This is a genomic window from Novosphingobium sp. (assembly GCF_036820275.1).
In the GTDB taxonomy this organism is placed as follows: Bacteria; Pseudomonadota; Alphaproteobacteria; order Sphingomonadales; family Sphingomonadaceae; genus Novosphingobium.
On the sequence record NZ_DAISLT010000026.1, the window covers coordinates 1 to 26,094 of the forward strand.

The following is a 26,094-nucleotide window of genomic DNA, read 5'->3' on the forward strand; positions in this document are numbered from 1 at the left end:
ACCGAGCGCAGCAGGCTGTCGATCGCATCGCGCACGAGGGCATCGTCATCGAGGATGATGACCAGACCGACCTCGTCCTCTGCCGAAGTGCCGCGCTCGCTCATGACGATGTCTCCGAACAAGGGGCGGTTTCTAATGAATCTCTGCTCATGGATGGTTCCCCGAATTGACTGGTCATCGCGCGATCGCCTGTGCGATCGCGTCAAGAAGTTCGTCCGGATCGACCGGCTTGGTGAGAAATCGCATGGCTCCGGCGGCCATGGCCTGGGCCTGGGCTTCGGGCGTCGGAAATGCGGTCATGAAGATGATCGGCACTTGCCAGCCTTTCCTCACGACTTCGCCCTGCAGTTCCAGACCGGTCATGCCGGGCATGTTGAGGTCCGTCACGACGCAGCCGATTTCGTCCGTCCGGTCGAACCCCAGAAGCTCGCGTCCACCGGCGAACATGGCGGTGGCCAGCCCCTCGGAGCGGACGAGGCTGTCGATGGAGTCGCGGACCAGCGGGTCATCGTCGACGATGGCGATCAGGCACGTCCCGGACACGATGCGCTCCCGATCTTTCGAGGTGTTGTCAGGTGCAAGGGCATTGTCCCGAATAAGCAGTGAGATTGTCTGAACATGGTGGCCGGGGCGGGGTCAGGCTGCGGCCGGGATCGAAAAGCGGAAACACGCACCTCCTTCCGCCCGGTTCGCGGCCTGGATGGCACCCCCGTGCTGCTCGACGATGGACCGGCTGATCGCCAGGCCGATCCCCATGCCGTCTTCCCGGCCGCTGAAGAACGGTTCGAATATCTCGCGCGGATCGCTGAGCAGTCCGGTTCCGCTGTCGGCGACTTCCACCGTGATCATGTCGCCCTGGCGGAAGGCGTCGATCCACAAGTCGCGGGGGCTGCCGGGTGCCTGGGCGATGGCCTTGCGCGCATTCAGGATCAGGTTGACCAGCACTTGCTGCAACAGGATGCGGTCGCCCATGATGCGGGGAAGATCGGGCGCGGCGCTGAGGTGGAGCGTGACCGCGCTTTCGCGCAGTTCCAGGTCCAGCAGGCCGGCGGTCTCGCGGATCAGGGTCTGCACGTCGAGTTCGGTCTGCTCGGATTCGCCCTTGCGGAACAGCCGGCGGACCCTTGCCACGACATCCGCCGCGCGGGTGCCGCTCAGCGCGATCTTGTTCAGGCAGTCCGCCACTTCGACGGCATCGGGTGCCTCCCGCGCAAGCCAGCGCTTGCCGGAACTGGCAAAGGCGGTGATCGCGGTCAGCGGCTGGTTGATCTCATGGGCGATGAAAGCCGCGACCTGGCCGAGCGTGGTGGCGCGATTGACTTCGGTCAGCTCGCTCTGGGCCTGCGCCATGCGGCGGTGCAGGCGATTGCGTTCGGTGACGTTGACCGCGAGCATCAGCAGGCGGCTCCAGCTGTCGTCTTCCTCCAGCAGGGTGAGCCGAAGCACGACATCGACGAGCGTGCCGGACTCGGTCAGGAACTGCGCTTCTTCCTCGATGTCGCGCTGTCCTGCGGCCAGCGCGTCGAGCAGGCGACCGAGGGACTGCTCGGCCGACGGAGTGTGGAAGCGCAGGAGCGAGCGACCGATCAGGTCTTGCGCGCCGGCGACCCCGAACAACTGCACGGCAGCCTCGTTGGCATCCCTGACGGCGGCCTTGGCCGCGACCCGGTTGATGACCTCGACATCGACTTTCTCGGTCCGCTCCATCGTCGCCCTGGCGGCGGAGAGGTCGATTTCCAGGATGGGCAGACCGGCTGCGTGGAAAATCGTGTGGTAGCGCTCTTCGGACTGGAGCCGTGCGGCAACCTCGGCGCGCTGCTGGGTGACATCCGCGCTGGTCTCGAAAGTCCCGGTCGCGCGGCCGAGATGGTCGAGGCGCGCAAGCCAGCGGCTTTCGAGGAGGATGCGGCGGCCGTCCTTGCGGACCCGGCTGATCTCGCCCGACCAGCATCCCACCATGTCGATCACGGTCTGGGGATCGCCGGTGGCCTGGGTTTGCAGGAGCTGCTGCGCGGATTGGCCCAGGGCTTCCGCGCGCGTCCAGCCGTAGAGCCGCTCCGCGCCTTCGTTCCAGTACTGGATGGTGTCGTCTGGCCCTCGCATCACGACGGTATCGTGGGTCAGTTCGAGCATTCTGGCCTGTTCCGCCAACGTATCGCGTGCCGAGCGGTGGCGGACCGACAGCATCGTTATCATGCAGATGGCGAACAGCGAGACGCCCAGCCGCATGGCCGGCGATCCGAAGGGCGCGGCCCAATGGCTGTACAGGAAGCCGATGAACGTCAGGACGCTGCACGCAATCCCGGCCATGACCGTGGCGCCGCGTCTGTTCGACCAGGAAGCGATCAGGACGGTCGAGGTGTAGAGAACCGCCACGGCGCCTTGCAATGGGCTGAAGATGTCGAGAGCAAGGACGACCAGACCGGAAATCACCGCGGCCAGACAGGTCGATCGATCCGATCGCATGAGCGGCCCACCTCTCACCTTCCCTGTGATCCTGACAAAACGCACCCGACCAGATCCATCGATGCCTCGGCAAGAGTGCCGCATCCTTTGAGCGGTGCCGGACCTGCGATCGCACCGCATGCGAGCGGAAACGTTCATGGCCGACACTATCGACGCTTATGCCGGGTATCGTGCTGCGGCGGAACTATACGCTGGTTGGGGGCGCTCCGCGGCGACGGCGCGGGCCGTCCGGTCGGCGGCCGTGTCGTCGGCGAGGGTGAAAACTGCGAATCGAACCGGTTCGAATTCGGCGCGGGAAGGGCGAAATGAGAGTCGATCGGTTGGATTGCGGAGTTAGCTAACCATAATCTGCTCGAAATCGGATCGAATGTGCGAAGGTGCATGAAGTTCAATAAATCGCAAGAATCCCGGATTTTCGACGAATCTAATCGATTGTAATAAATGATGAATGATATCGACGGCTTTGAAAATGTCCCAAAATGGGCACACTAACCGTTAGTGAATATTTTGTGATTGCTTCACCAATTCTCCCTTCCTAAGTCCTCGACCGCGCCCGGTGCGGGGCGTCCAGTGGCGAGCGGCAGGGGGCTGATCGCGCCGGTCATGCATTAAGCGGGGGGCTTAATGATGTTCGATCGTTTGCGGCGGCTGTCGCATGCCGTCTTCAGTGCCCGCAGCGCCTTGCTGCTGGCCCTTCCATGGGCGATGTTCCTGTCTGGAGCAGGCCCGGTTCAGGCCGCCACGGATTCGGTGGCGATCGATGTCGTCGCCCGGATCCGGGAACGCTGCGGTTTCGCTTCCGGCGTCAATGCCGGCATTGCGGCACCGCGCGATCTGGAAAGTGCCGCGAACTTCTCCCTTGCGATCGGTCTCGACTGCAACACGCCCTATGCCCTCGGCGTCACCTCGCAGCGCGGCGCGCTGACGAACCTGGATGCCGCCGACGACGGCTCCGGCTTTTCGTTCAGCAAGCGTTACCGGGTCTCGCTGGCGCTCGATACCGACCAGGGCATCGTCCGCAGCGCACCCTGCATTTCCGACGAGATGGCCGACGGTGGCCGCTGTGCCTTTGCCACGCTGATGCCCGGCCGGGGCCTTCGCTCCGGCGCGGGGATCAGCGTGGGCCGCAATGCCGTGATCTCGATCGACTGGGCGGCGCAGGCCGCCGCGCAGCCCCGCCTCGCTGCGGGGCATTACAAGGATACTCTCATTCTGGTGGTTGGACCACGCGCATAATTGCAGTCCTCCAGCACGAAGGGCGGGGCGTTGGGTCGGCGCGTCGCTCAATCACCGGCTGCCTGTCCCGGTAGCCGGTGCAAGTCGCAAGACCCGCGAAAGCGGTCTTCAATCCTCCGGCGCGTTCCTGCGCCAAAGTACCCTAGGAGCTGAATATGAAGCGTTCGATCCTCGCCGCCAGCGCGGCAGCCGTTTTCGCCCTTGCAGCCGGTTCGGCCCAGGCCGCCACCACCAGCATCGACATCAATGCCCAGGTCGACAGCAAGTGCGGCATCTCGTCGCAGGCCTCGTCGATCTCGCTCGGTGACCTGACCGACGCCAATGCCAAGATCCGTTCGACCGTCACCGAGGAAATCGCCCAGAAGCTGACCGACGCCCGCGTCGTCGCCTTCTGCAACAACGGTGGCAGCAACGTGAAGGTCGAGCGTGCGGTTCTCGCCCTTCAGGGCGCGAGCGGCAACGGCCTGGCCCAGGGCGATTTCGCCCAGTTCATCCGCTACAACCTCGACACCTCGATCAACGGTCTGGCGCTTGACTCGACCTCGACCGACGGCGGTTCGACCGTTGCCCAGCGCTTCGGCGGCCACGACAGCCTGAGCTCGGCTGCCACGCGCGTCCAGTTCGTGAAGGCCGCCAGCCAGGGCGCCGCCGTCGCCACCTCGAACGGTTCCAACCGCACCGCCACCAACTGGTCGTCGCTGACCGACCGTAGGCTGGCTGCCGGCACCTACTCGGGTTACGTCTCGATCGAGCTGACCCCGGCTGCCTGATGTCGTCCGGAGGCGGGCTTGTCGCCCGCCTCCGGCTTCTCCCGATCCGGCTTTTCGAGTGATTTCCATGATCCCGCATCCTGCCCGGCGCATCCTGCGTCCGCTGCTGTCGCTGCTTGCCCTGCTGGCAACCACCGGTCCCAGTCTGGCGCTGAACGTCCAGCCCGTCGTGGTCGACCTGCAAACGGCGGGGCGCCGCACTTCGGCCGTCGTCACCCTGCAGAACACTTTCCCGGACACCGTGCCGGTGGAAGTGACGGTCCATCCCGTGCGCGTCGTGGACGGCGAACTGCGCGAGGCGGAGGACGTGGAAAGCGACGATGTCCTCGTGTTCCCCAGCCAGGCCACGCTTGCGGGCAACCAGTCGCAGGCATTCCGCGTGCAATGGATCGGCCAGCCGCTGGAAGGCGAGAGCCGCCATTTCTACGTGACCATCGCCCAGCTTCCGGTCGCCATGCCGGAAAGCCAGAATGCGATTCAGGTCCTGCACCGCTTCAAGGTCCTCGTCAGCGTCGGCACCAACGGCGATGCGCCTGCGCTGAAAGTGGTCGAGGCCAAGGTCGGCACCGATGCCGCCGGAAAGCCGCAGCCGGTCCTGACCGTCTCCAACGAAGGCACCAGCTACGGCTACGTCGCCACCAACCGCATGACCGTGATCGAGCGCCGGAGCGACGGTTCCGAGGCCTATCGCAAGACTTTCGAGCCGGAGGAAATCCGCGAAAGCATGGGTCTCGGCCTCGTGCCCTCGAAGGCCAGCCGGATTTTCCCGATCAATGTCGAACTTCCGGAACCCTCCGGTACGCTGTCGGTCGAGCTGAATTCGGCCGGAAGCAAATGACGCCGTGCCGGATCGCCGCGCCCTCTATCTTCTCGGCCTGGCAGGGCTTGCGCCGGGACTGACGCCGCTCGGCTCGCCGACCGCGCACGCGCGGACGACCGTGCCTGCGCGTCTGGTGACGCATACCGCGCCGTTTCGCGGCATGACTGCGGCGGTCTTGCCGGTGCCGGTGTGGGACGTGATGCCGACGCCCGCGTGGGAGACACCGCCCACGGCGCCCGCGCCTCCGCAGGCCGGTCTAAACAGCACTGGGCGCGACATTCCGATGGGCGGCCCGCTCACCGACAATGGTTTCGTGCTCGGCGAAGTGTCCTACACACTGGCGGCCGACGACCGTATCCTGGTCGATACCGGGGAATTCCTGGCCCTGCTGCGCGGTGTTCTGTCCGCCGAGGCCTGGTCGCGGATCGCCGAAGCGGTGGAGGGCAGGTCCGATATCGCCACCACCGAGCTTGCGGCGCTGGGCGTGACGCTGGCTTACGATCAGGCCAGCCTCGGCCTGTCGATGACACTGGACCCCGCCTTGCGCCAGCGCCAGTCGATCCGGGTCATGGGCGGTTACGATCCCGTCGCGGGGCCGGTCCAGACGCCGGCGGGCCTGTCCGCCTATCTGACGGCCTTCGTCAACAGCGACTACGTGCATAAGGGGACCAGCACCGGCTTCGTCACGCCGAACGTGGTCTTCGACAGCGCGGTGCGGCTGCGGGGACTGGTGCTGGAGAACGAGGGCAGCATCCAGGACAGGTTCCGGCGCGAGGGCACGCGCATCGTCTACGACGACGAACGCCGCACCGCCCGCTATACTGCCGGTGATCTGGAACCGGTCTCGCGCGGGTTTTCCGGATCGAGCCCGATGGCGGGCCTCTCGCTTTCGCGCGTCTATGCCGACCTCGATCCGCAGCGCAATATCCAGCCGCGCGGGCAGCGCTCCTTCACGCTGACCCGTGCCTCGACGGTCGAAACCATCGTCAACGGCCAGTCGGTGCAGGTCACGCGGCTCAATCCCGGCACTTACGACATCGGCGATTTTCCCTTCGCGCAGGGCGCCAACGACGTGCGGCTGGTCGTGCGCGACGACAGCGGGCGGGAGAACGTGATCGCCTTCTCGATCAATTTCGACCGCACGCTGCTGGCGGCCGGACTGAGCGAGTTCGGGGTCTACGGCGGCGTCAAGGCGCCGTTCCGCACCGGCGGTCGGCATTACAGCGGCGCGCCTGTCGCATCGGGTTTCTATCGCCGCGGCCTGACCGAGGAACTGACGGTCGGCGCCAACTTTCAGGCCCAGCGCCGTGGCGGCGTAGGCGGCGCGGAAGTAGTATGGGCCTCGCCGGTCGGCACGCTGGCCTTCAACCTCGCCGGATCGCACAATATCGATGCCGGGCAGGGCTATGCCGTGAACATCGGCTATGAACTTTCGCGCGTGGGCACGGGCAGCAACGCGCGCTCGCTGACCGCCTCGATCCAGGCGACGAGCCGCAACTTCGCGCTGCCGGACAGTCTGTCCGCCAGCAATCCCTACGTGCTGGACATCGGCGCGACCTATTCCCAGTCGCTCGGCGCGGACCACTACTTCAGCCTCGACGGGTTCCATTCGATCGGGCGCGGCGGCAGGCGGGACCAGTCCACCGCGCGTGCCACGTACGGATGGCGGCCCAATCCGCGGCTGCTGCTGACGGCGGAAGCCTCCTATCGGCGCAGCGAGCGCAATTCCGGACCCGGCGCGCGGATCTCGCTGATCTACCGCTTCGACCGCAGTTCCAGCGTCACCACCGATCTCGACACGCAGCGCGAGCGCGCCAGAGTCAGTTACCAGCGCTCCAGCGGCACCGGAGTGGGATCGTACAACGCCTCGGCCAACGTCGATCGCGTCGAGGATTCGGTGGGCGTCAACGCCGCCGTCAACGTGCTGACGAACCGCGCGGAACTGGGCGCGGCGCACAATACCGCGTTCTCGAACGGCGGCGCGATCATCGACCAGCGCACCTCGCTGCGGGCGGCCTTCTCGCTCGCCTATGCCGGCGGCAGTCTCGCGCTGTCGCGCCCGATCTACGACAGTTTCGCGATCCTGAAGACACATGCCTCGCTGGACGGCAAGGCGGTCTACATCGATCCGCGCAAGAACGAATACATGGCGAAGTCGGGCCTGTTCGGCGGCGCGGTGATGCCGCAGCTGACATCCTATTCGCCGCGCCTGCTGACTTACGACGTGCCCGAGGCGCCGTCGGGCTACGATATCGGCAGCGGCATCGTCCAGGTAAGGCCGCCCTACCGTGCGGGCTATCTGGTCACGATCGGCTCCGATTACTTCGTCACTTATACCGGGCAGTTGCTGAAGCCGGACGGTGCCCCGCTCGAACTCGTCGGCGGCAGCGCCTTCGAAGTGGCGGTTCCCGATCATGCGCCGGTGCAGATGTTCACCAACCGCTCCGGTCACTTCGCCGTGCAGGGCCTGCGCGCGGGCAGGTGGCGCATCGAAATGCCGACCGATGCGGGCAAGCTCGTCTACCTGATCGACGTGACGACAACGCAGGCCGCCTTGCAGCGCGGCGGTGCACTGAAGCCGGAGGGAACCCCATGAAGATCGTCGCCACGCTCCTGACCTGCGGCGTCGTCGCCCTGGCCCTGCCGCAGGTCGCCAGGGCCGACTGCGCCGATTTCCGCGCTTCCGCCAGCGAACTCACGCTGGATTACGATCCGTTCAACCGGGCGGAGGTGGAGCGTGCCTTCACCATTCATGTCCGGCGGCTGGACCCCAGGGTCACGGCCGTGCGCCTCGTCCTCGCCAATCCGGGGGCGATCAACCGCGGCGCGGCGCTCGGGCGCAACAGTTCGGTCCGCTACGACATTCGCTGGATCCGCGACACCGGCCGCATGGTGCTGGTGTCCGGCGCGGAGCAGCCGAATGCGACCAACGGCGCGCTCGTCCAGTTTTCCCCCGGGGCCGGGGGCGATAATGTCAACGAGACGTTCCGCATCCAGGTTCCGGCCGGGCAGGGGATCGTCGCCGGGAACTACTACCAGCCGCTCGAACTGCGTTTCGTGTGCCTGGCGGGGCGGGACGAACTGGATCGCGGCATGCAGCTCGGCAGCCAGGTCGCGGTGGACCTGACCGTGCCGGAGCGCATCGCCACGTTCGTGGGATCGGCGGGCATTCAGCGCGGCCGCATCGATTTCGGCGATGTCGACGGTTCGGGCGGCAATCTCACGCGCGGGCTGACGGTGACCGCGCAGTCCACGGTGCCCTACGAAATCCGCGTGGCCGAAGAGCGCGGCGCTCTGAAGCGCTTCGACGGCGACGAGGCCGCGCTGCCCTATGCGCTCAAGATCTCGGGTTTTCCGGTGTCCGACCGGTCGATGATCGCCTGCAGCCAGACGCCCGCGCCCGGCGGGCGGAACCACGGCGTACAGGTGGAACTGGCGGGGAAGGACCTGCAACGCCTTCCGGCGGGGCAGTATGCCGATGTGATCACACTGACTTTCTCGCCGCGCCTCGGACTTTCGGGCGGCGAGGGCTGTTCTTCGGTCAGGCCTTAAAACACTTCGCCCTTGGGCTCGGCTTCGAGGCTGAGGTTCATCTCTTCCGACGGGGCCTGGTTCAGGATCAGCCGCAGCTGCCGCTCGCGGAAGGCCGGCGCGCGGTTGTCGACGATGACGGTATGGGTCCGGTCCGAGGCGAGCGGCACGCGGACGCCGCCCACTTCGACCCAGGCATTGATCAGCCCGGCCGGATGGTTCAGCGTGACCGTGTAGCCCGCCAGGCTGTTGCAAAGCTCGTGCATGGTGCCGAGGTCGTTGGCCCCGGTCTGGATCGCATGGGCGGGCGCGGCGGCCATGGTGACGCGGCAGACCGTGGGCACCCGGCCGGACACGGCGATGGAGGCCCCGTCATAGGCGGAGGCAGCCGTTGTCGGCATCAGTACGGCCGGCATGAGCACCAGGGCCAGCGGCAATGCGTAACGCTTCATTCCAGACATGGACATACGATCCTCCTGCTGAAACCGACTATCGCTGTCCGGACTGAAACTACCGTATAATACCATAGTTAATGGGCGCTAAACCTCGGGTTATCACTTATTTTACGGTTGCCTCGGGCATCTCCTTAACGGCCAGGTCATGGCATGGTTGCCTATCGGGGGCCGTCTGTTCGGCTCCTTACCGGAGGCAGGCTGCCCACATTTATGGAACGGTGCGTGCAGGATTATGATATAGATTAGATGGGGCGAGGCCTTACGCCTGTAAGACCTGTTGGCGGCGTCGATGATACGGCCGCCGCCGGACAAAGGGGATGGGCAAGATACCAAGCGATGTTCGAGAGGTCTTCGTGCCTCAGGTACCATTGAGCGACGAGCAGATTCTGGAAGCTGCAAGGCTGTGGAACATGTCCGTTCCCGAGGCGTGCCGGGACGGATTGAGAGCGAACATGCACCTCATCTCCGCGCACGTCGGGACGATGCGCTCAGGCCTGGTGGACCGAAAGCCTTGAACTCCGTTCACGAGATTTCCCTCGCCGTCCGTTCGAAACGCATCACGGCCCTGGATGTGGTGGAACGATGCCTTGCCGCCCTGCCGCAGCCCTGCGCGGACCCGCTTGTCGCCGTCACCCGCCTCTTGCCGGAGCGCGCCCGCACCGAAGCGCGGGCAGTCGACGCCCTGATCGCTGCGGGAGGCGATCCCGGACCGCTGGCGGGCGTGCCTTACGGCGTGAAGGACCTGTTCGACGTGGCCGGCCTGCCGACCACGGCAGGCTCCGCGATCTACGCCGATGCGCCTCCTGCCGTCGCCGATGCGGAAGCGGTCGCGCGTCTCCGGGCTGCCGGCGCGGTGCTCGTGGCGACGCTCAACATGGACGAGTTCGCCTATGGCTTCGCGACCATCAATGCGCGCCATGGCACCACGCGCAATCCGCACGATCCTGCCCGGCTGGCGGGCGGCTCGTCCGGTGGTTCCGCTGCCGTCGTCGCCGCAGGTCTGTTGCCCTTTTCGCTCGGGTCCGACACCAATGGGTCGGTGCGCGTTCCGGCCAGTCTCACCGGCCTCTACGGGCTAAAACCCACGCATGGCGGCTTGCCGCTGGCCGGGGTGTTTCCCTTTGCCGAGAGCTTCGACGATGTCGGGCCGTTCACGACCGGCGCCGCAGATATGGCGCTCGTGTGGGAGGTTCTTTCCGGGCGTACGGCCGGGTGTGACGGACGTTCACTGCGGCTCGGACGGCTTGGCGGGCGTTTTCGCGACAACGCCGATCCGGGCCAGCTTGCCGCTATCGACGCCATCGCCGCGGCTACGCCGCTGCTGGAGTTTCCCGATATTGCCCGCGCGCGGTCGGCGGCATTTCTCATCACGGCCTGCGAGGGCGGCGCGCTGCACCGCAGGGCGCTCTCCGAGCGGGCCATGGCTTTCGATCCCGCGACACGCGACCGGCTGCTGGCAGGCGCCTTGCTGCCCGGTGGTCTTTACGAGGAAGCGCTGGCGTTCAGGGCGTCCTACCTCGACGTAATCAGCGCGGTCATGGAGGATTTCGATGTGTTGCTGGCACCGGCGACGCCTTGCACTGCCCCGCCGATCGAGGACCAGCGCATCCTGATAGATGGCGCACTTTCACCCGCGCGCGCGGATCTCGGCATTCATACCCAGCCGATCACCTTTGCCTGCCTGCCGTCGCTCTGCGTTCCCCTGCGCAGGGCGGGCCAGTTGCCGATCGGCGTGCAACTCATCGGAAAACCGGGCCGAGAGCCGGACCTGATGCACTTTGCCGCGCGACTGGAGCGGGAAGGGGCGATCGGCACCACACCGCCGACCGGCATGGCGACGCCCGCCTGGCAGGGGCTGGTCGCCGCGTGAGCGTCGTTGATAGCCTTGCCGTCAAGGGCACGCGCGGTATCGTCACCGCCCCGCACTATCTCGCCGCCGAAGCGGGACGGTCGGTGCTGATGGATGGCGGCAATGCGGTGGAGGCGACCGTTGCCGTCGCTGCGACGCTGGCAGTGGTCTATCCGCATATGACCGCCATCGGTGGCGACGGCTTCTGGGTGATCCGCGAGCCGGCCAAAGACGGTGGCGGACGGGTCCATGCGGTCCACGGCTGCGGCGGCGCGGCTGCCAGGGCCGACTTGTCGCTCTACGCCGGGCTGGACGCCGTGCCGACGCGAGGGCCGCTGGCGGCCAATACCGTGGCGGGGACGATCTCGGGCTGGGCGGCGGCGCTGGAGAGTGCAGGCAGCATGCTGCCGCTCGAACGCCTGCTGCGCGACGCGATCCGTTATGCGGAAGAGGGCGTTGCCGTTACCGCAGGCGGCGCGGCCATCGCTGCGGCCAAGGGCGATGAACTGCGCAAGGGACCGGGGGCCTATTCCGCGGTGTTCGAGCCGGAGGGCCGTCCGCTGGCCGAGGGTGACGTGCTGCGCAATCCGGCGCTTGCCCGGACCTTGCGCAAATTGGCCGAAGACGGGCTGGACAGCTTCTATCGCGGCGATCTTGCGGTGCTGATCGCTGAAGACCTTGCTGCCCTCGGCAGTCCGGTATCGGCGGCGGACCTTGCCGCGCACCATGCCACGCGGCCCGCACCGCTCTCGGTATCGATCCGGGGCGCACGGCTCTATAACAGCGCGCCGCCGACGCAGGGCTTCGCCTCGCTGGTTATCCTCGCGCTGTTCGACCGGCTCTCCGCCGAGGCGCCCGACAGCTTCGTCCATGTCCACGGATTGGTCGAGGCGGCCAAGCAGGCCTTCCTGCTGCGCGATGCCCATGTCGGCGACCCGGTCTATACTGACTACGACTTTCAGGGCCTGCTGGACTATGCGGAAGCGCTCGATGCCATGGCAGCGCGGATCGATCCCGCGAAAGCGCTGGCATGGCCGCGGCCGCCGCAATGGGGCGATACCTGCTGGTTCGGCGCGGCGGACGCGGAAGGGCGGGTGGTCTCCTCGATCCAGTCGACCTATTTCGAGTTCGGTTCGGGCCTCGTGCTGCCGCAGACCGGGATCGTCTGGCAGAACCGGGGCAGTTCGTTCCGCCTTGCCGGGACGGGCTGGAATGCGCTGAAGCCCGGCCGCAAGCCGTTTCACACGCTCAACCCGGCGCTGGCGGTGTTCGAGGACGGCCGTGTCATGGCCTATGGCACCATGGGCGGCGAGGGGCAGCCGCAGACGCAGGCCGCGCTGTTCAGCCGCTATGCGCGTTTCGGCGTCGATCTCCAGCAGGCGATCTCTGCGCCGCGCTGGCTGCTGGGACGGACCTGGGGCGACGTTACCACCTCGCTCAAGCTGGAGGACGGCTTCGACGAGACGCTTTACGCGGCCTTGGCCAAGGCCGGGCACGATGTGGAGCGGGTGGGGCCGCTGACGGCGATGATGGGCCATGCGGGCGCCTTGGTGCGTCTGCCCGATGGTTCGTTCGAAGGCGCCACGGACCCGCGCAGCGATGGCGGCGTGGCGGCATGGTAGAGGCCAGCGGCATCCGCGCGGTCACCCGCTGCGATGCACTGGGCACCGCGCCTTACAGCCAGAGCGAGCAGGGCCTCTATCGCGGCTACCTCAGCCCCGCCTATCACGCGACGGTCGATCTTGTCGGCGCATGGATGGTCGAGGCGGGCATGCGCGTCGATCTCGACCCCGCTGCCAATCTGCGCGGCCGCTACGAGGGTGCGGCGCCCGGCGCACCGGCGCTGGTGATCGGCAGCCACCTCGATTCCGTGCGCGACGGCGGCTGCTACGATGGTCCGCTCGGCGTCATGCTCGGCATCGAATGCGTCGCCGCGCTGCACGAGCAGGGCCGCCGCCTGCCTTTCGCCGTCGAGGTCTACGGTTTCGGGGACGAGGAAGGCTCGCGCTTTCCCGCCGCCATGCTGACCAGCCGCGCGGTGGCCGGAACGCTCGATGCCGATCTCGACCGGATCGCCGATGCCGAGGGCGTATCGCTGGAAGTGGCGCTCGCCTCGTTCAAGACCGATTACGACGTGGTGACGGCCAAGACCCCCACGAACACGTTCTCCACCCAGACCTACCGGGCCGCGCGCCGCGCGCCGGAAGACATCCTCGCCTATCTCGAAGCCCATATCGAACAGGGGCCGGTGCTGGAGGCGGAAGGCCTCGCGCTCGGCACCGTCACCGGCATTGCCACACAGCTAAGGTATGCCGCTGCGGTGCGCGGAATGGCGGGGCACGCGGGCACAAGCTCGATGCCGCTGCGCCGCGATGCGCTGGCGGGGGCGGCGGAAATGGTGCTCACCATCGAGGATATCGCGCGCGCGGACGGCTCTGACCTCGTCGCCACTGTCGGCAAGCTGGAGGCCATACCCGGCGCGGCCAATGTGATCCCCGGCGAAGTGCGTTTCACTATCGACGTGCGCTCTGGCGATGCGGTCCGGCGCGACCGGGCGGCGCAGGATATCCTCGCGCGGTTGGAGCAGATCGCCTCGAAACGCAGCCTCGTGCTCGATCTGGCGCTGGTCCACGATTTGCCCGCCAGCCCTTGCGATCCCGCGCTGATGGACCTGATGGACGCCGCCATGGTCGAGGCCGGTCAGCCGGTGCGCCGCCTCGTCTCGGGCGCCGGACACGATGCGATGGTGATGGCGGCGCTTTGCCCCACCGCGATGCTGTTCATCCGCTGCAAGGACGGCGTCAGCCACAACCCTGCCGAGCATGTCGAACCCGCCGATGCCGATGCGGCGCTGCGGGTCATGCTGGGCTTTATAGACAGATTGGGAGACAGCTTTGCCGACCGACCTTGATCCGCTTCTCTTCGGCGAGATCGACCCGCCCCAGCGCCTGCTCATGGGCCCCGGCCCGGTCAACGCGCACCCCCGCGTGCTGCGGGCGATGAGCGCGGACCTGCTGGGTCAGTTCGACCCGGAGATGACCGGCTACATGAACCAGGTCATGGCGCTCTACCGTCCGATCTTCGGCACCCGGAACCCGTGGACCATGCTGGTGGACGGCACCGCGCGCGCCGGTATCGAGGCGGCGCTGGTCTCCATGGTGGCGCCGGGCGATGTGGTGCTGGTGGTGAACTTCGGCCGCTTCGGCCTGCTGCTGACCGAAATCCTCACCCGCATCGGCGCGGTGATCGAGACGGTGGACGCGCCTTGGGGCGAAGTCGTCCCGCTGGAGCGGATCGCCGAGGCCATCGCCCGCTGCCATCCCAAGGTCGTTGCCACCATCCACGGCGACACCTCGACCACCATGGCGCAGCCGCTGGAAGGGTTCGGAGAACTCTGCCGTCAGGCAGGCGCGCTCAGCTATGTCGATGCCACCGCGACCATCGGCGGCATGGAACTGGCGGCGGACCGGTGGGGTGTGGATGTCGTCACCGGCGGCTTGCAGAAGTGCATGGGCGGACCTTCCGGTTCCGCGCCGATCACGATCTCGGACAAGGCGGCCGAGCACATCGGGCGCCGCCGTCACGTCGAGCAGGGCATCCGCCGCGATGATATCGTGGACGGGCAGGGGCCGCGCATCCGCTCCAACTATTTCGACCTCGCCATGGTCATGGACTACTGGTCGGACAAGCGCCTCAACCACCATACCGAGGCGACCTCGATGCTCTACGCCGCCCGTGAATGTGCGCGGATTGCGTTGGGCGAGGGGCTGGAGGCGCGTTACGCCCGCCATGCCGCAGCGGGCCGGGCGATGACGGCGGGGCTGCGCGCGATGGGCCTCACGGTCTTCGGCGACGATGCCCACCGGATGACCAATGTCACCGGCGTCTTCATCCCCGCGGGCGTGGACGGCGAGGCAGTACGTATGGCCATGCGCGAGCAGTTCGAGATCGAGATCGGTACGGCGTTCGGCCCGCTTCAGGGCCGGATCTGGCGCATCGGCGCGATGGGCTACAACGCCATGAAACACAAGGTGCTGCTGACTTTGGCGGCGCTGGAAGCGTGCCTTCGGATGGAGGGCTTCAGGCTGCCGCTGGGCGATGCGGTTCCGGCGGCGCTGGAGGCCTGGGAGGAATGACCCGCGATCTCGTCGGTTATGGCCGCAGGCCGCCCGATCCGCAGTGGCCCGATGGTGCGCGAGTAGCGGTGCAGTTCGTCATCAATTACGAGGAAGGCGCCGAAAACTCCGTCCTCAACGGCGACGAACGTTCGGAGGCCTTCCTTAGCGAGATGGTCGGCGCAGCCAGTCATGCGGACCGCGCGATGGCGATGGAGAGCCTTTACGAATACGGCAGCCGCGCCGGCTTCTGGCGGATCCACCGGATCTTCACCGAGCGCGGCTTGCCGGTGACGGTGTTCGGCGTGGCCAAGGCCATGGAGATGAACCCCGAAGCCGTCGCCGCGATGCAGCACGCGGACTGGGAGATCGCCAGCCACGGGTTGCGCTGGATCGACTATCAGTACGTGCCCGAAGAGGTCGAACGCGCTCACATCGCCGAGGCCATCGCGCTTCACGAAAAGCTAACCGGCAGCCGCCCGCTCGGCTGGTATCAGGGCCGGACCTCGCCCAATACCGCGCGGCTGGTCGCGGAAGAGGGGGGCTTCCTCTACGATGCCGACAGCTATGCCGACGACTTGCCTTACTGGGACCGCCAGCACGGCAAGGCACAGTTGATCGTGCCCTACACGCTGGACGTGAACGACATGAAGATCGTCGCGCTCAACGGCTTTACCGAGGGCGAGCAGTTCTTCCGCCATATGCGCGATACTTTTGACCAGCTTCGCGAGGAAGGCGGGCGGATGATGAGTGTCGGCCTTCATGGCCGCATCGCCGGCAAGCCCGGCCGCGCCCGCGCGCTCGCCCGCTTCCTCGATCACGTCACGGCCAGCGGTGACGCATGGATTTCCCGCCGCATCGACATCGCCCGCCACTGGATGGAGGTTCACCCCGCATGACGGCGCTGTTCGAGTATAGCCCCTGGGTTGAGGAGCGCGCTGATGCGCGGGCTTCCTCGGGGGACCGGCTCGCCGACCTCCTGGCGGTGATGCAAGAGGCGAGCGCCGAGGAACAGCTTGCACTGTTCCGCGCGCACCCGGAACTGGCGGGCAAGGCGGCGATCGACCGGACGCTGACCGATGCTTCCGCCGCCGAGCAGGCCAGCGCCGGGCTCGATCGGCTGACCCCGCAGGAATTCGAACGCTTCCACGCGCTGAACGCCGCCTATCGAGACCGTTTCGGCTTCCCTTTCATCGTCTGCGTGCGCCTGACCGACAAGGCGGGCATTCTGGCGGCCATGGAACGTCGGCTCGATAACGGGCGCGATGCGGAAGTGGCCGCGGCGCTGGAGCAGATCGGCGAGATCGTTCGCCTGCGTCTTGAGGACATGCCATGACGTCTACAGGCGCCGTCGGCCTTCCCGCACTGGAAGCGCGGCTTGCGCGCGAGATCGATCTGATCGGTTTCGTCCGCCCGGAATGGGTGCGGCCCCGTCTACACGAGGGCGAATTTGCGGGAGAGCGGGTGCTCGACGTTGCCGTGATCGGCGGCGGCCAGTGCGGGCTTTCCGCCGCTTTCGGCCTGCGCCGCGAGGGCGTGGCGAATGTCATGATCTTCGACGAGAACGCGGCCGGGTTCGAAGGTCCTTGGGAAACCTACGCGCGCATGGTCACCCTGCGTACGCCCAAGCACCTCAACCCCATCGATTTCGGCATTCCCTCGCTCACCTATCGCGCCTGGTGGGAAGCGCAGCACGGCGCTGCCGGTTGGGACGCGGTGGACAAGATCGCACGTGGCGACTGGATGGACTATCTGCGCTGGTATCGCCGCGTGCTGGACCTGCCGGTCGAGAACGGCGCGAAGCTGGCGCAGATCGAGCCGCTGCCCGAACAGGGCCTGCACCGCCTGCACTTCGCCGGCGGCGCGGTGAAACTGGCGCGCAAGGTCGTGCTGGCCACCGGCATCCAGGGCGGCGGTGAGTGGCACACGCCGGCGATGGTGCGCGACAATTTGCCCAAGTCGCTTTGGGCGCACACCAGCGAGCCTATCGATTTCGATGCGCTGCACGGCAAGCGGATCGGCATTCTGGGCGGCGGGGCCTCGGCCTTCGACAATGCCAATCACGCCCTGTCGCAAGGCGTGGCGGCGGCGGAAGTCTTCATCCGCCGCAAGGACCTGCCGCGCGTCAATCCGATCCGCTTCATGGAGCGCGTGGGCTTCACCGCGCGCTATCCGGCGCTCGACGATGCCACCAAATATGCGGCGATGGACCGCTTCCTCGGCCACAACCAGCCGCCGACCAACGACACGTTCGAGCGGGCCGCCGCATTTCCGGGCTTCCATCTGCATCTCGGCGCGCCGTGGCTGGACGCGGCCGAGCACGAAGGCCGCGTGCGGGTGACGACGCCCCACGGCCTCCATGAATTCGACTTCGTGGTGGTCTCCACCGGCCTTGTCAGCGACCCTGGCCTGCGTCCCGAACTGGGCGCGGTGGCGGACGGAATCCTGCGCTGGGGAGAGCGGGTATCGCCCGCCGGGCCGCGTAACTTGCTGATCGATGGGCATCCCTATCTCGGCCCGGCGTTCGAGTTCGTGGCGCGCGAGGGCGCGAATCCGGCGCCGCTGCACGGACTGTTCGCGTTCAACTATTCCGCGCTCGTGAGCCTCGGCCTTTCGGCCTCCGCGCTCTCGGGCCTGCAGAACGCCCTGCCGCGCCTTGTCCGGGGCATCGCGGACCAGTTGTTCCTTGACGACCGGGAGGAACTGGTGCGAGATTTCATGGCTTACGACGAGCATGAATTCCTCGGTGCATGGCCGCCGATGGACCGAGGGGAGGAGGCCGCATGAGCAGCCTGTCGACCCACGTTCTCGATACCGCCCACGGCTGTCCGGCCGAAGGCGTCGCGCTCGAACTGACCGACGCTACGGGCGTGGTGCTGTTCACTGGCACGACCAATGCCGACGGCCGCTGCCCCGGTATTCCGGCGCTCGATCCCGGCACTTATGCGCTGACTTTCGCCGTGGCCGAATACTTTCGCGTCAAGGGCGCCGAACTGCCGCAGCCGCCGTTCATCGACCGGGTGCCGATCCACTTCGGAATCGCCGAGGCAGGCGGCCATTACCACGTGCCGCTGCTGGTCTCGCCCTTCGGCTATTCGACGTATCGGGGAAGCTGACATGACGGTGCGCTTCCTCCTCGACGACGAGCCGATCCTGCTCGAAGCGGTCGATCCGGCTGCGACGCTGCTCGATTTCCTGCGCTACCGCCTGCGGCGCACCGGAACCAAGGAGGGCTGTGCGGAGGGCGACTGCGGGGCCTGCACGGTTCTTGTCGGAGAGCCGCAGGGCCGCGATGTCGTCTGGCGTGCGGTCAATGCCTGCATCCAGTTCCTGCCCATGCTGCACGGCAAGGCGCTGAAGACGGTCGAGAGCCTTTCGGCAAAGGGCGAACTCGATCCGGTTCAAGCCTGCATGGCGGCCAATGGATCGTCCCAGTGCGGGTTCTGCACGCCGGGTTTCGTCATGTCGCTGCACGGCAAGGCGATCGGCGCGCTCGGCTGCGACTTGCCGGTGGCGGATGTGTTGGCGGGCAACTTGTGCCGCTGCACCGGATACGGCCCGATCATCGAGGCGGGCGAGCAGGTGGCGACGCTGGCGCCGGACGAACGCGAACTCGCCGCACGCCTGCAAGACATCGCGAGCGAAAGCGCCGGGGGAGAATGGCGGGACCGCAAGTGGTTCGCACCGCGCAGCGCCGAGGAACTTGCCGGTGTTCTGGCCGAATATCCCGAGGCGCGGCTGGTTGCGGGCGCGACCGACGTGGGTCTCCGGGTCACCAAGGGCCTGCGCGATCTTGGCGACGTGGTCTTTCTGGGCGACGTGGCCGACCTTCGCCGCATGGACGAGGACGCCGAGGGTCTCACCCTCGGCGCCGCCGTGCGCTATGCCGAGGCTCATGCGGCAATGGCCCGGCTCCATCCCGATCTCGGTGAACTGGTTCGGCGGATCGGCGGGCTTCAAGTCCGCAGCGCCGCAACCGTGGGCGGCAATATCGCCAACGGCTCGCCGATCGGCGACGGACCGCCCGCCCTGATCGCGCTGGGTGCGGAACTGACGCTGCGCAGCACCGCCGGGCGCAGGACGATGCCGCTGGAGGCCTATTTCCTCGACTACGGCAAGCAGGACCGGCACCCGGGCGAATTCGTCGAGAGCCTGCATATCCCGCGTCCCGGCCCCGATGCGGTAATCCACATCGCCAAGCTCTCGCGCCGGTTCGACAGCGATATCTCGGCGGTCTGCGGGGCGTTTCATCTCACCGTCACCGATGGCACGATAACCGCCGCGCGCGCGGCGTTCGGCGGCATGGCGGCCACGCCCCGGCGCGCGAAGGCCTGCGAGCGGGCGCTGCTGGGCCGCCCCTTCGCCGAGGCGACCATGATCGCAGCCGCCGAGGCTCTGCGCGCCGACTTCACCCCGCTGAGCGATGTGCGCGGCTCCTCTGCCTACCGCTGCCAAGCCGCCGCGAACCTGCTGCGCCGTCTCTGGCTGCGCGAACAGGGCGTGGGTATCTCGGTGCTCGATCCGGAGATGGCCCATGGCTGAGCGCGATCCCGCCTGGAAAGTCCTCTCCAAGCCCGACAACCAGCACGATTCCGCACATCTCCACGTCACCGGCCTTGCCCGCTATGCCGACGACGCGCCCGAGCCGGTGGACATGCTGCATCTCGCCTTCGGGCAGGCGAGCGAGACCTCTGCGCGGATCATCTCTATGGACCTTTCCGCCGTACTGGCTGCCAAGGGCGTCGTTGCCGTCTATACCGCCGCCGACATTCCTGGCGAGAACAACACCGGCCCGGTCCGCCACGACGAAGGGCTGCTGGCGGAGGGCGAAGTGCTGTTTCCGGGCCAGCCGCTGTTTCTCGTCGCCGCTACCAGCCAGCGCGCGGCGCGCAAGGCCGCGCGGCTCGGCAAGGTGGACTATGAGACGCGCCCGGCTGCGGTTTCCATCGCCGAGGCGCGCGCGGCGGGCAGTCTGATCGAACCGACGCAGCGCATGGCGCGGGGCGATGCCGCCGCCGCGCTCGGCGCTGCGCCGCAGCGGATTTCCGGGCACTTCGCCATGGGCGGGCAGGATCACTTCTACCTCGAAGGCCAGGTCTCGGTGGCGACGCCGGGCGAGGACGGGCAGATGCATATCCTCTGCTCCACCCAGCACCCCAGCGAGGTCCAGCATCTGGTCGCGCATTTGCTGGGAGTGCCGTCCGCCGACGTCACCGTGGAAGTGCGCCGCATGGGCGGCGGCTTCGGCGGCAAGGAGACGCAGGCGACCAGCTTCGCGGCCGCCGCCGCGCTGGTCGCGGCAAAGACCGGCCGTCCCGCCAAGTTCCGCGTCGACCGCGACGACGACATGGTGCTCACCGGCAAGCGCCACGAATTCGAGGTCGACTACGAGGTCGGCTTCGACGCGGCGGGTCGTATCCTTGCGCTTTCGCTGCACCTCGCCTCGCGCTGCGGGGCCAGCCAGGACCTTTCCCCGGCCATCAACGACCGGGCGATGTTCCATGTCGACAACTGCTATTTCCTGCCGGATGTCGAGATCGTCTCGGAGCGGCTGAAGACCAACACGGTCTCGGCCACGGCCTTTCGCGGTTTCGGCGGTCCGCAGGGAATGCTGGCGATAGAGCGGGTCGTCGATCATGCCGCCTTGGCGCTCGGCAAGGACCCGCTGGAGATCCGCGCCGCCAATTTCTACGGGCCGGGCCGCGATGTCACGCCCTATGGCATGACCGTGGCCGACAATATCGCGCCGCAGCTGATCGCGCGTCTGCGCAAGGACACCGACTATGACGCGCGGGCCGCCGCGATCGCCGCGTTCAATGCCGCCAGCCCGGTCATCAAGAAAGGCATCGCGCTGACCCCGGTGAAGTTCGGGATCAGCTTCACCACCACGTTCCTCAACCAGGCGGGGGCGCTGGTCCACGTCTATGCCGACGGTTCGATCCAGGTGAACCACGGCGGCACCGAAATGGGGCAGGGCCTCTACGTGAAAGTGGCGCAGATCGTGGCGGACGTGTTCGGCGTGCCGCTGTCGCGCATCCGCACCACCGCCACGCGCACCGACAAAGTGCCCAACACGTCGGCAACGGCGGCCAGTTCCGGCGCGGACCTCAACGGCATGGCCGCGCACAATGCGGCGATGACGATCCGCGACCGGCTGGCCGCGTTCCTTGCGGACCTCCACGAATGCGCCGAACATGAAGTCCTGTTCACGGACGAGGCCGTGCTGGCGGGCGGACAGCGGCTGACTTTCGCCGATGCCGTTCGCAAGGCCTACATGGCCCGTGTCTCGCTGTCCTCGACCGGCTTCTACGCGACGCCCGGCATCGTCTACGACCGCGCGGTGCACCGGGGTCGCCCGTTCTACTACTTCGCCTATGGTGCGGCGGTGTCGGAAGTGGCGATCGACACCCTGACCGGCGAGCACAAGGTGTTGGCGGTCGATATCCTCCACGATGTCGGCCGTTCGCTCAATCCGATGGTCGACAAGGGGCAGGTCGAGGGCGGCTTCTTGCAGGGGCAGGGCTGGCTGACCACCGAGGACCTCGTGTTCGACGACAAGGGCCGCCTGCTCACGCACAGCCCGGCGACTTACAAGATTCCCACCGCCTCCGACCGGGCGAAGCACTTCACCGTCAGCCTGTGGGACGGCGAGAATGTCGAGCCGACGATCAACCGCTCCAAGGCCGTGGGCGAGCCGCCGTTCATGCTGGCGATCTCGGTCTTTTCGGCGATCAACCGCGCCATCGCGGCCACCGCGCCGGAGCTCCGGGAAATGCCGCAGCTCGACGCCCCGGCGACGCCCGAGCGGGTGCTGAAGGCCATCGCCGAGTTTGCCGCGCGATGACGCAGTGGCTCCGATGGCTGCGCGCGTTGCCGAAGGAGCGCGCGGCGCTCGTGACCGTGCTGGCGACCGAAGGTTCCGCTCCGCGCGGGGCGGGGACGCGCATGCTGGTGACGGGGCAGGGGCAGGAAGGCACCATCGGCGGCGGGCAACTGGAGTTTCGCGCGCTCGAACAGGCCCGCGCGATCCTGGAGCGTCCGGCCGGGACCTGGCGGGTGCAGGACTATCCGCTCGGGCCGCTGCTGGGCCAGTGCTGCGGCGGGCGGGTGCGCCTGCTGATCGAGCACCTCGACCTCGCCGGACTCGATTGGCTGACCGCAGCCGAACCGGGCCGCATGCTGGCGACGACACTGGGCGAGAACCGGGTCGACCGCGCGGTCTTTGCGCGCGAGACGGCGACGCGACAGTCGGCGCGGGGCGATCGGCCGGAGATCGGCACGCGGATCGTCGAGCCGGTCGGCGAGCGGCCCCGGCCGTTCTACCTGTTTGGCGCAGGCCATGTCGGGCAGGCCATCGCCCGGCACCTGACCGGACTGCCGCTGCAACTCGCCTGGTTTGACACGCGCGAGGACATGGCGGGAGTGGACGGCGTGACGGTAATGCCGGAAACGGAGATCGCCCGCTGCATCGAGGAAGCGCCCGAGGATGCGGCGCTCGCCATCCTCACCCATGACCACCCGCTCGATTATGTCCTGACGCTGGCGGCGCTGAAACGGACACCGCTGGCTTTCGTCGGTCTCATCGGTTCCTCGACCAAGATCGCCCGTTTCCGCTCGCGTCTGCTTTCCGACGGGATTTCGCCGGAGGCCCTGGCGCGCCTGACCGCACCGATCGGCATTCCCGGAGTCGCGGGCAAGGAACCCGACGTGATCGCGATCGCTGTCGTTGCCCAACTTCTGCTGCTGGGGCGGCCCCAGGCCTGAGCGGAACGGGGCGCGGCTGCTCCTGCCCGCTTCGCTGCAGCGCGCAACACATACCGAAATATTATAGGAAGCCGCGGCGCGCTCGGCGAAAAGATGCGGATGTCAGGGGAAAGGCGGCAATTTGTGGAGGACATGCCTTCACCTTCATCTTTTCGCGCGGCCTTCGGGCCTTTCGTCCTCCATGCGGGCGAGCGTCTGCTGACCCGTGACGGCGTACCGGTCGAGATCGGGGGGCGTTCGCTGGATCTGCTGACGGCGCTCGTCGAGCGGGCCGGGGCGGTCGTCGGCAAGCGCGACCTGCTTCGCCGGGTCTGGCCCGATGTCGTCGTCGAGGACGGTAGCCTGCGGTTTCAAATGGCGGCGCTGCGCAGGACGCTCGGCGAAGGCGTGGATGGTGCACGCTACATCAGTACCCAGGTCGGCGTCGGCTATGCTTTCGTTGCCAAGATCTCGCCTCGAACGGAGCGGGAGGTGACGGTGCATCCGCGCACCGGGACGATCACGTACCGGCAATCCGCGCCTCCCCTGCCGTGCCGGTCGCGCCGCCTGTTGGGGCGCGATGACGATGTGCCATTCCTGATCGCATCGCTCGGCGAACACAAGCTCTGCGCCATCGTCGGCGCGGCGGGGGTCGGCAAGACGACGCTCGCGGTGGAAGTGGGGCACCGGGTTCTCGGGAAATTTGCTGGCCGGGTCCACTTCGTCGATCTCGGCGCGCTGGACCGGGCCGAACTCGTGGCATCGGCAATCGCCGACGCCCTGGGCATTCCCGTGCAGGCGGAAGATCCGCTGCTCGTCGTGCTCGGGCACTTGCGCGACCAGCGGCTGCTGCTCGTGCTCGACAATTGCGAGCACCTGATCGATGCGGTTTCCGACACGGCGGAGCGGATCGGCGAGGCCGCGCCCGGGGTGCGCATTCTCGCAACCAGTCGGGAGCCGCTGCGGATCGTCGGCGAGCAGGTTCACTGGCTCGGCGCACTGGCCTATCCGGGCGACCGGGCGGATGCCTTGGAGGCGGAGGAACTGGCCGCCTTTCCCGCCGTTGAACTGTTCGTCGAGCGGGCCATGGCGGCGAACAGCGGGTTCCGTGTCGACCGGGAGGCAGTGCGGGGAATCGCTGATCTGTGCGCCCGGCTCGACGGCATGGCGCTGCCGATCGAACTGACGGCCGTGCGCGCCGCCGTGCACGGGCTGGAGGCGACCGCGCGGATGCTGGGCGCGCGTTTCAGTCTCGGCTGGACGGGCCGGCGCACAGCGGTCGCGCGGCAGCAGACGCTTCAGGCGACGCTCGACTGGAGCTACGATCTCCTGTCCGAGACAGAGCAGCGGACGTTCGAGCGCCTTTCGGTGTTCCTCGGTCCGTTCTCGCTGGAGGCGGCGCTGGCGGTCGGGGCGGGTGACGATCTCGATGCCGCGGCAGTGGCCATGGCGCTCGATGCGCTGATCGCCAAGTCGCTGGTCGCCGCCGATCGCGGCAGCGGGCCGAATGCCTATCGGCTGCTCGAAATGACGCGCGCCCATGCGCAGGAAAAGCTGCGCGGGCGCGGCTCCGTAGAGGCTGCCGCGGCCGCGCGCCGTCATGCGGCCTTCTACCTTGCGCTGCTGGAAGACATTCGCGCGCAGGACGGCAGCTATTCCCGCGGCCGCATTCGCATCGTCGGCCAGATCGGCAATATCCGCAGCGCGCTGGCAACCTGTTTCGACAACGGCGAGGATCCGGAGCAGGCCTTGCGGCTCAGTGCCGTCAGTGCGCCGATCTTCCTCGAAATGTCGCTGCTGGCGGAGAGCCGGGACTGGTGCGCCCGCGCGCTCGCCCTGCTGGAGGAGGAGAGCGGCGGGACTCCGGAAGAGTATGAGCTTCAGGCCACGCTGGGCCTCACGCTCATGTTCACGCGCGGCAACAGCGATGCCGTGGAAGCGGCGCTGCGGCGGGCACTCGAGATCGCGGTATCGCTGGGCGACGCACGGCGGCAGTTGCGGTTGCTCGGCCGGTTGCACATCTTCCACGAGCGCATCGGCGACTATGCCGCGGCGCACGAATGGGCGGAGATGGCGCTGGCGGTGGCCGCGACGCTGGACGATCCGGAAGCGAGCGCGGTGGCGGCATCGCTCTCGGGCATTTCCCATCACCTCGGCGGCGACCAGAAGCTGGCGCGCGAACGTCTGGAGCGGGCGGTGCGGCTGTCCCTGCCGTCCGAGCGGTGGCGGACGATCCACTACGGTTTCGATCATCGCAACCGTTCGATCATCGCCCTGGCGAGAACGTTCTGGCTGCTGGGCCATGCCGACCGGGCACGCAGACTTGCGGAAGAGGCGGTGCGGGAAGCGGAACGGCTGGACCATCCGACGACCCATTGCATTGCGCTGATCTGGGCGCTGCCGATCCATATCGCGACGGGCGACCTTGCGCGTGCGGCAGCGACGCTCGACAGTTTCGAGGCGGCGGCGCGGCGCAATGCCTTTGCGCCCTATGTCGCTGCCGTGGGCGGTCTGCGCGGCAACCAGGCCTTGCGCAAAGGCGACTGGCGCGCGGCTCTGGACGGGGTGGGCGACAGCCTGATGCAATTGCAGGCCTTGCGCTACGATCTGCTGACGACCTCCTTCTCCTCCACCCTGACGCTGGCGTTGATGCAAGGCGATCGGCGGGCCGAGGCGCTCGAGCGGATCGACGCCACTATTGCGCGCTGCGCGGCCAATGGCGAGCATATCTACACGCCGAACCTGCTGCGGATCAAAGCCGCGATCCTGGTGAAGAAGGAAGGCGGGCGGCCGGAATGCGGGCAGGCGGAATGCGGGCAGGCGCTCGCACTGCTGGAGGAAGCCCTGGCATGGAGTCGCCGCCAGGGCGCGCTCGCCTGGGAACTGTGGATCATGCTCGACCTGGCGCCCTTGCTTGCCGCGCAAGGCCGCGGTGACGAAGCGTTGGAGCGGCTGGCTGCGGTCAGGGCGGCCTTTACCGAAGGTTTCGACACCGGCGACCTTCGCCGGGCCGACGCCTTGCTGGAAACGCTGCGCGAAGAGCGGGCGTTTTCGGTCGAGAGCGCCTCGCGAAACCAAATGTAACTCTCAGTCCATCCAATTTCACAAG

20 protein-coding genes are annotated in these 26,094 nt (G+C 67.4%); 17 read left to right on the top strand and 3 right to left on the bottom strand.

Annotated features, from left to right (window positions below):
* Positions 1 to 174: 174 nt before the first annotated feature.
* Together V7066_RS18675 and V7066_RS18680 are read right to left on the bottom strand one after the other, a co-directional pair.
* A complete protein-coding gene (locus V7066_RS18675) occupies positions 175 to 543 on the bottom strand; it encodes a response regulator transcription factor (RefSeq protein WP_334184489.1) in 369 nt (122 codons plus the stop codon).
* A gap of 93 nt (positions 544 to 636) precedes the next feature.
* The gene (locus tag V7066_RS18680) at positions 637 to 2,466 is read right to left on the bottom strand and encodes a PAS domain-containing sensor histidine kinase (RefSeq protein WP_334184490.1); all 1,830 of its coding nucleotides are present in this window, start codon (positions 2,464 to 2,466) and stop codon (positions 637 to 639) included.
* Between the two features lie 624 nt (positions 2,467 to 3,090).
* Between V7066_RS18680 and V7066_RS18685 the strand changes: the two genes are divergently transcribed.
* The 5 genes from V7066_RS18685 (at position 3,091) to V7066_RS18705 (ending at position 8,844) form a co-directional block, all read left to right on the top strand.
* Positions 3,091 to 3,702, top strand: a complete 612-nt coding sequence (locus tag V7066_RS18685; RefSeq protein WP_334184491.1) for a hypothetical protein — start codon at positions 3,091 to 3,093, stop codon at positions 3,700 to 3,702.
* Between the two features lie 155 nt (positions 3,703 to 3,857).
* Positions 3,858 to 4,472 (top strand): hypothetical protein, encoded by a 615-nt coding sequence (locus tag V7066_RS18690; RefSeq protein WP_334184492.1) that lies wholly within the window; start codon positions 3,858 to 3,860, stop codon positions 4,470 to 4,472.
* 67 nt (positions 4,473 to 4,539) lie between these two features.
* The gene (locus V7066_RS18695) at positions 4,540 to 5,310 is read left to right on the top strand and encodes a molecular chaperone (protein WP_334184493.1); all 771 of its coding nucleotides are present in this window, start codon (positions 4,540 to 4,542) and stop codon (positions 5,308 to 5,310) included.
* 4 nt (positions 5,311 to 5,314) lie between these two features.
* On the top strand, positions 5,315 to 7,888 hold the full coding sequence (locus V7066_RS18700; protein ID WP_334184494.1) for a fimbria/pilus outer membrane usher protein: 2,574 nt from the start codon (positions 5,315 to 5,317) through the stop codon (positions 7,886 to 7,888).
* Positions 7,885 to 8,844: a hypothetical protein gene (locus V7066_RS18705; protein WP_334184495.1), complete on the top strand. Its 960-nt coding sequence runs from the start codon at positions 7,885 to 7,887 to the stop codon at positions 8,842 to 8,844. Before V7066_RS18700 ends, V7066_RS18705 begins: the two co-directional genes overlap by 4 nt.
* Here V7066_RS18705 and V7066_RS18710 read toward each other — a convergent pair.
* Positions 8,841 to 9,290 carry a hypothetical protein gene (locus V7066_RS18710; protein ID WP_334184496.1) on the bottom strand — a complete coding sequence of 150 codons (450 nt, stop codon included), beginning with the start codon at positions 9,288 to 9,290 and terminating at the stop codon, positions 8,841 to 8,843. The genes V7066_RS18705 and V7066_RS18710 overlap by 4 nt on opposite strands.
* Positions 9,291 to 9,789: 499 nt before the next feature.
* On the opposite strand from V7066_RS18710, the gene V7066_RS18715 reads away from it, so the two are divergent.
* The 12 genes from V7066_RS18715 (at position 9,790) to V7066_RS18770 (ending at position 26,069) form a co-directional block, all read left to right on the top strand.
* Positions 9,790 to 11,148 carry an AtzE family amidohydrolase gene (locus V7066_RS18715; RefSeq protein WP_334184497.1) on the top strand — a complete coding sequence of 453 codons (1,359 nt, stop codon included), beginning with the start codon at positions 9,790 to 9,792 and terminating at the stop codon, positions 11,146 to 11,148.
* On the top strand, positions 11,145 to 12,749 hold the full coding sequence (locus tag V7066_RS18720; RefSeq protein ID WP_334184498.1) for a gamma-glutamyltransferase family protein: 1,605 nt from the start codon (positions 11,145 to 11,147) through the stop codon (positions 12,747 to 12,749). Before V7066_RS18715 ends, V7066_RS18720 begins: the two co-directional genes overlap by 4 nt.
* Positions 12,743 to 14,038: an allantoate amidohydrolase gene (locus V7066_RS18725; protein ID WP_334184499.1), complete on the top strand. Its 1,296-nt coding sequence runs from the start codon at positions 12,743 to 12,745 to the stop codon at positions 14,036 to 14,038. The genes V7066_RS18720 and V7066_RS18725 overlap by 7 nt, the downstream gene beginning before the upstream one ends.
* A gap of 43 nt (positions 14,039 to 14,081) precedes the next feature.
* The gene (locus V7066_RS18730) at positions 14,082 to 15,263 is read left to right on the top strand and encodes a pyridoxal-phosphate-dependent aminotransferase family protein (protein ID WP_334184562.1); all 1,182 of its coding nucleotides are present in this window, start codon (positions 14,082 to 14,084) and stop codon (positions 15,261 to 15,263) included.
* On the top strand, positions 15,260 to 16,141 hold the full coding sequence (gene puuE, locus V7066_RS18735) for an allantoinase PuuE (protein ID WP_334184500.1): 882 nt from the start codon (positions 15,260 to 15,262) through the stop codon (positions 16,139 to 16,141). Before V7066_RS18730 ends, puuE begins: the two co-directional genes overlap by 4 nt.
* Positions 16,138 to 16,578 (top strand): 2-oxo-4-hydroxy-4-carboxy-5-ureidoimidazoline decarboxylase, encoded by a 441-nt coding sequence (gene uraD / locus V7066_RS18740; protein WP_334184501.1) that lies wholly within the window; start codon positions 16,138 to 16,140, stop codon positions 16,576 to 16,578. The genes puuE and uraD overlap by 4 nt, the downstream gene beginning before the upstream one ends.
* The gene (locus tag V7066_RS18745; protein ID WP_334184502.1) at positions 16,575 to 18,029 is read left to right on the top strand and encodes an NAD(P)/FAD-dependent oxidoreductase; all 1,455 of its coding nucleotides are present in this window, start codon (positions 16,575 to 16,577) and stop codon (positions 18,027 to 18,029) included. Before uraD ends, V7066_RS18745 begins: the two co-directional genes overlap by 4 nt.
* The gene (gene uraH, locus V7066_RS18750; RefSeq protein WP_334184503.1) at positions 18,026 to 18,358 is read left to right on the top strand and encodes a hydroxyisourate hydrolase; all 333 of its coding nucleotides are present in this window, start codon (positions 18,026 to 18,028) and stop codon (positions 18,356 to 18,358) included. Before V7066_RS18745 ends, uraH begins: the two co-directional genes overlap by 4 nt.
* Position 18,359: 1 nt before the next feature.
* On the top strand, positions 18,360 to 19,784 hold the full coding sequence (gene xdhA / locus V7066_RS18755; protein ID WP_334184504.1) for a xanthine dehydrogenase small subunit: 1,425 nt from the start codon (positions 18,360 to 18,362) through the stop codon (positions 19,782 to 19,784).
* Positions 19,777 to 22,086, top strand: coding sequence for a xanthine dehydrogenase molybdopterin binding subunit (gene xdhB, locus V7066_RS18760; RefSeq protein WP_334184505.1), 2,310 nt, complete (start codon positions 19,777 to 19,779; stop codon positions 22,084 to 22,086). Before xdhA ends, xdhB begins: the two co-directional genes overlap by 8 nt.
* Positions 22,083 to 23,006 (top strand): xanthine dehydrogenase accessory protein XdhC, encoded by a 924-nt coding sequence (gene xdhC, locus V7066_RS18765; RefSeq protein ID WP_334184506.1) that lies wholly within the window; start codon positions 22,083 to 22,085, stop codon positions 23,004 to 23,006. The genes xdhB and xdhC overlap by 4 nt, the downstream gene beginning before the upstream one ends.
* A gap of 132 nt (positions 23,007 to 23,138) precedes the next feature.
* The gene (locus V7066_RS18770) at positions 23,139 to 26,069 is read left to right on the top strand and encodes an ATP-binding protein (RefSeq protein ID WP_334184507.1); all 2,931 of its coding nucleotides are present in this window, start codon (positions 23,139 to 23,141) and stop codon (positions 26,067 to 26,069) included.
* Positions 26,070 to 26,094: the final 25 nt, after the last annotated feature.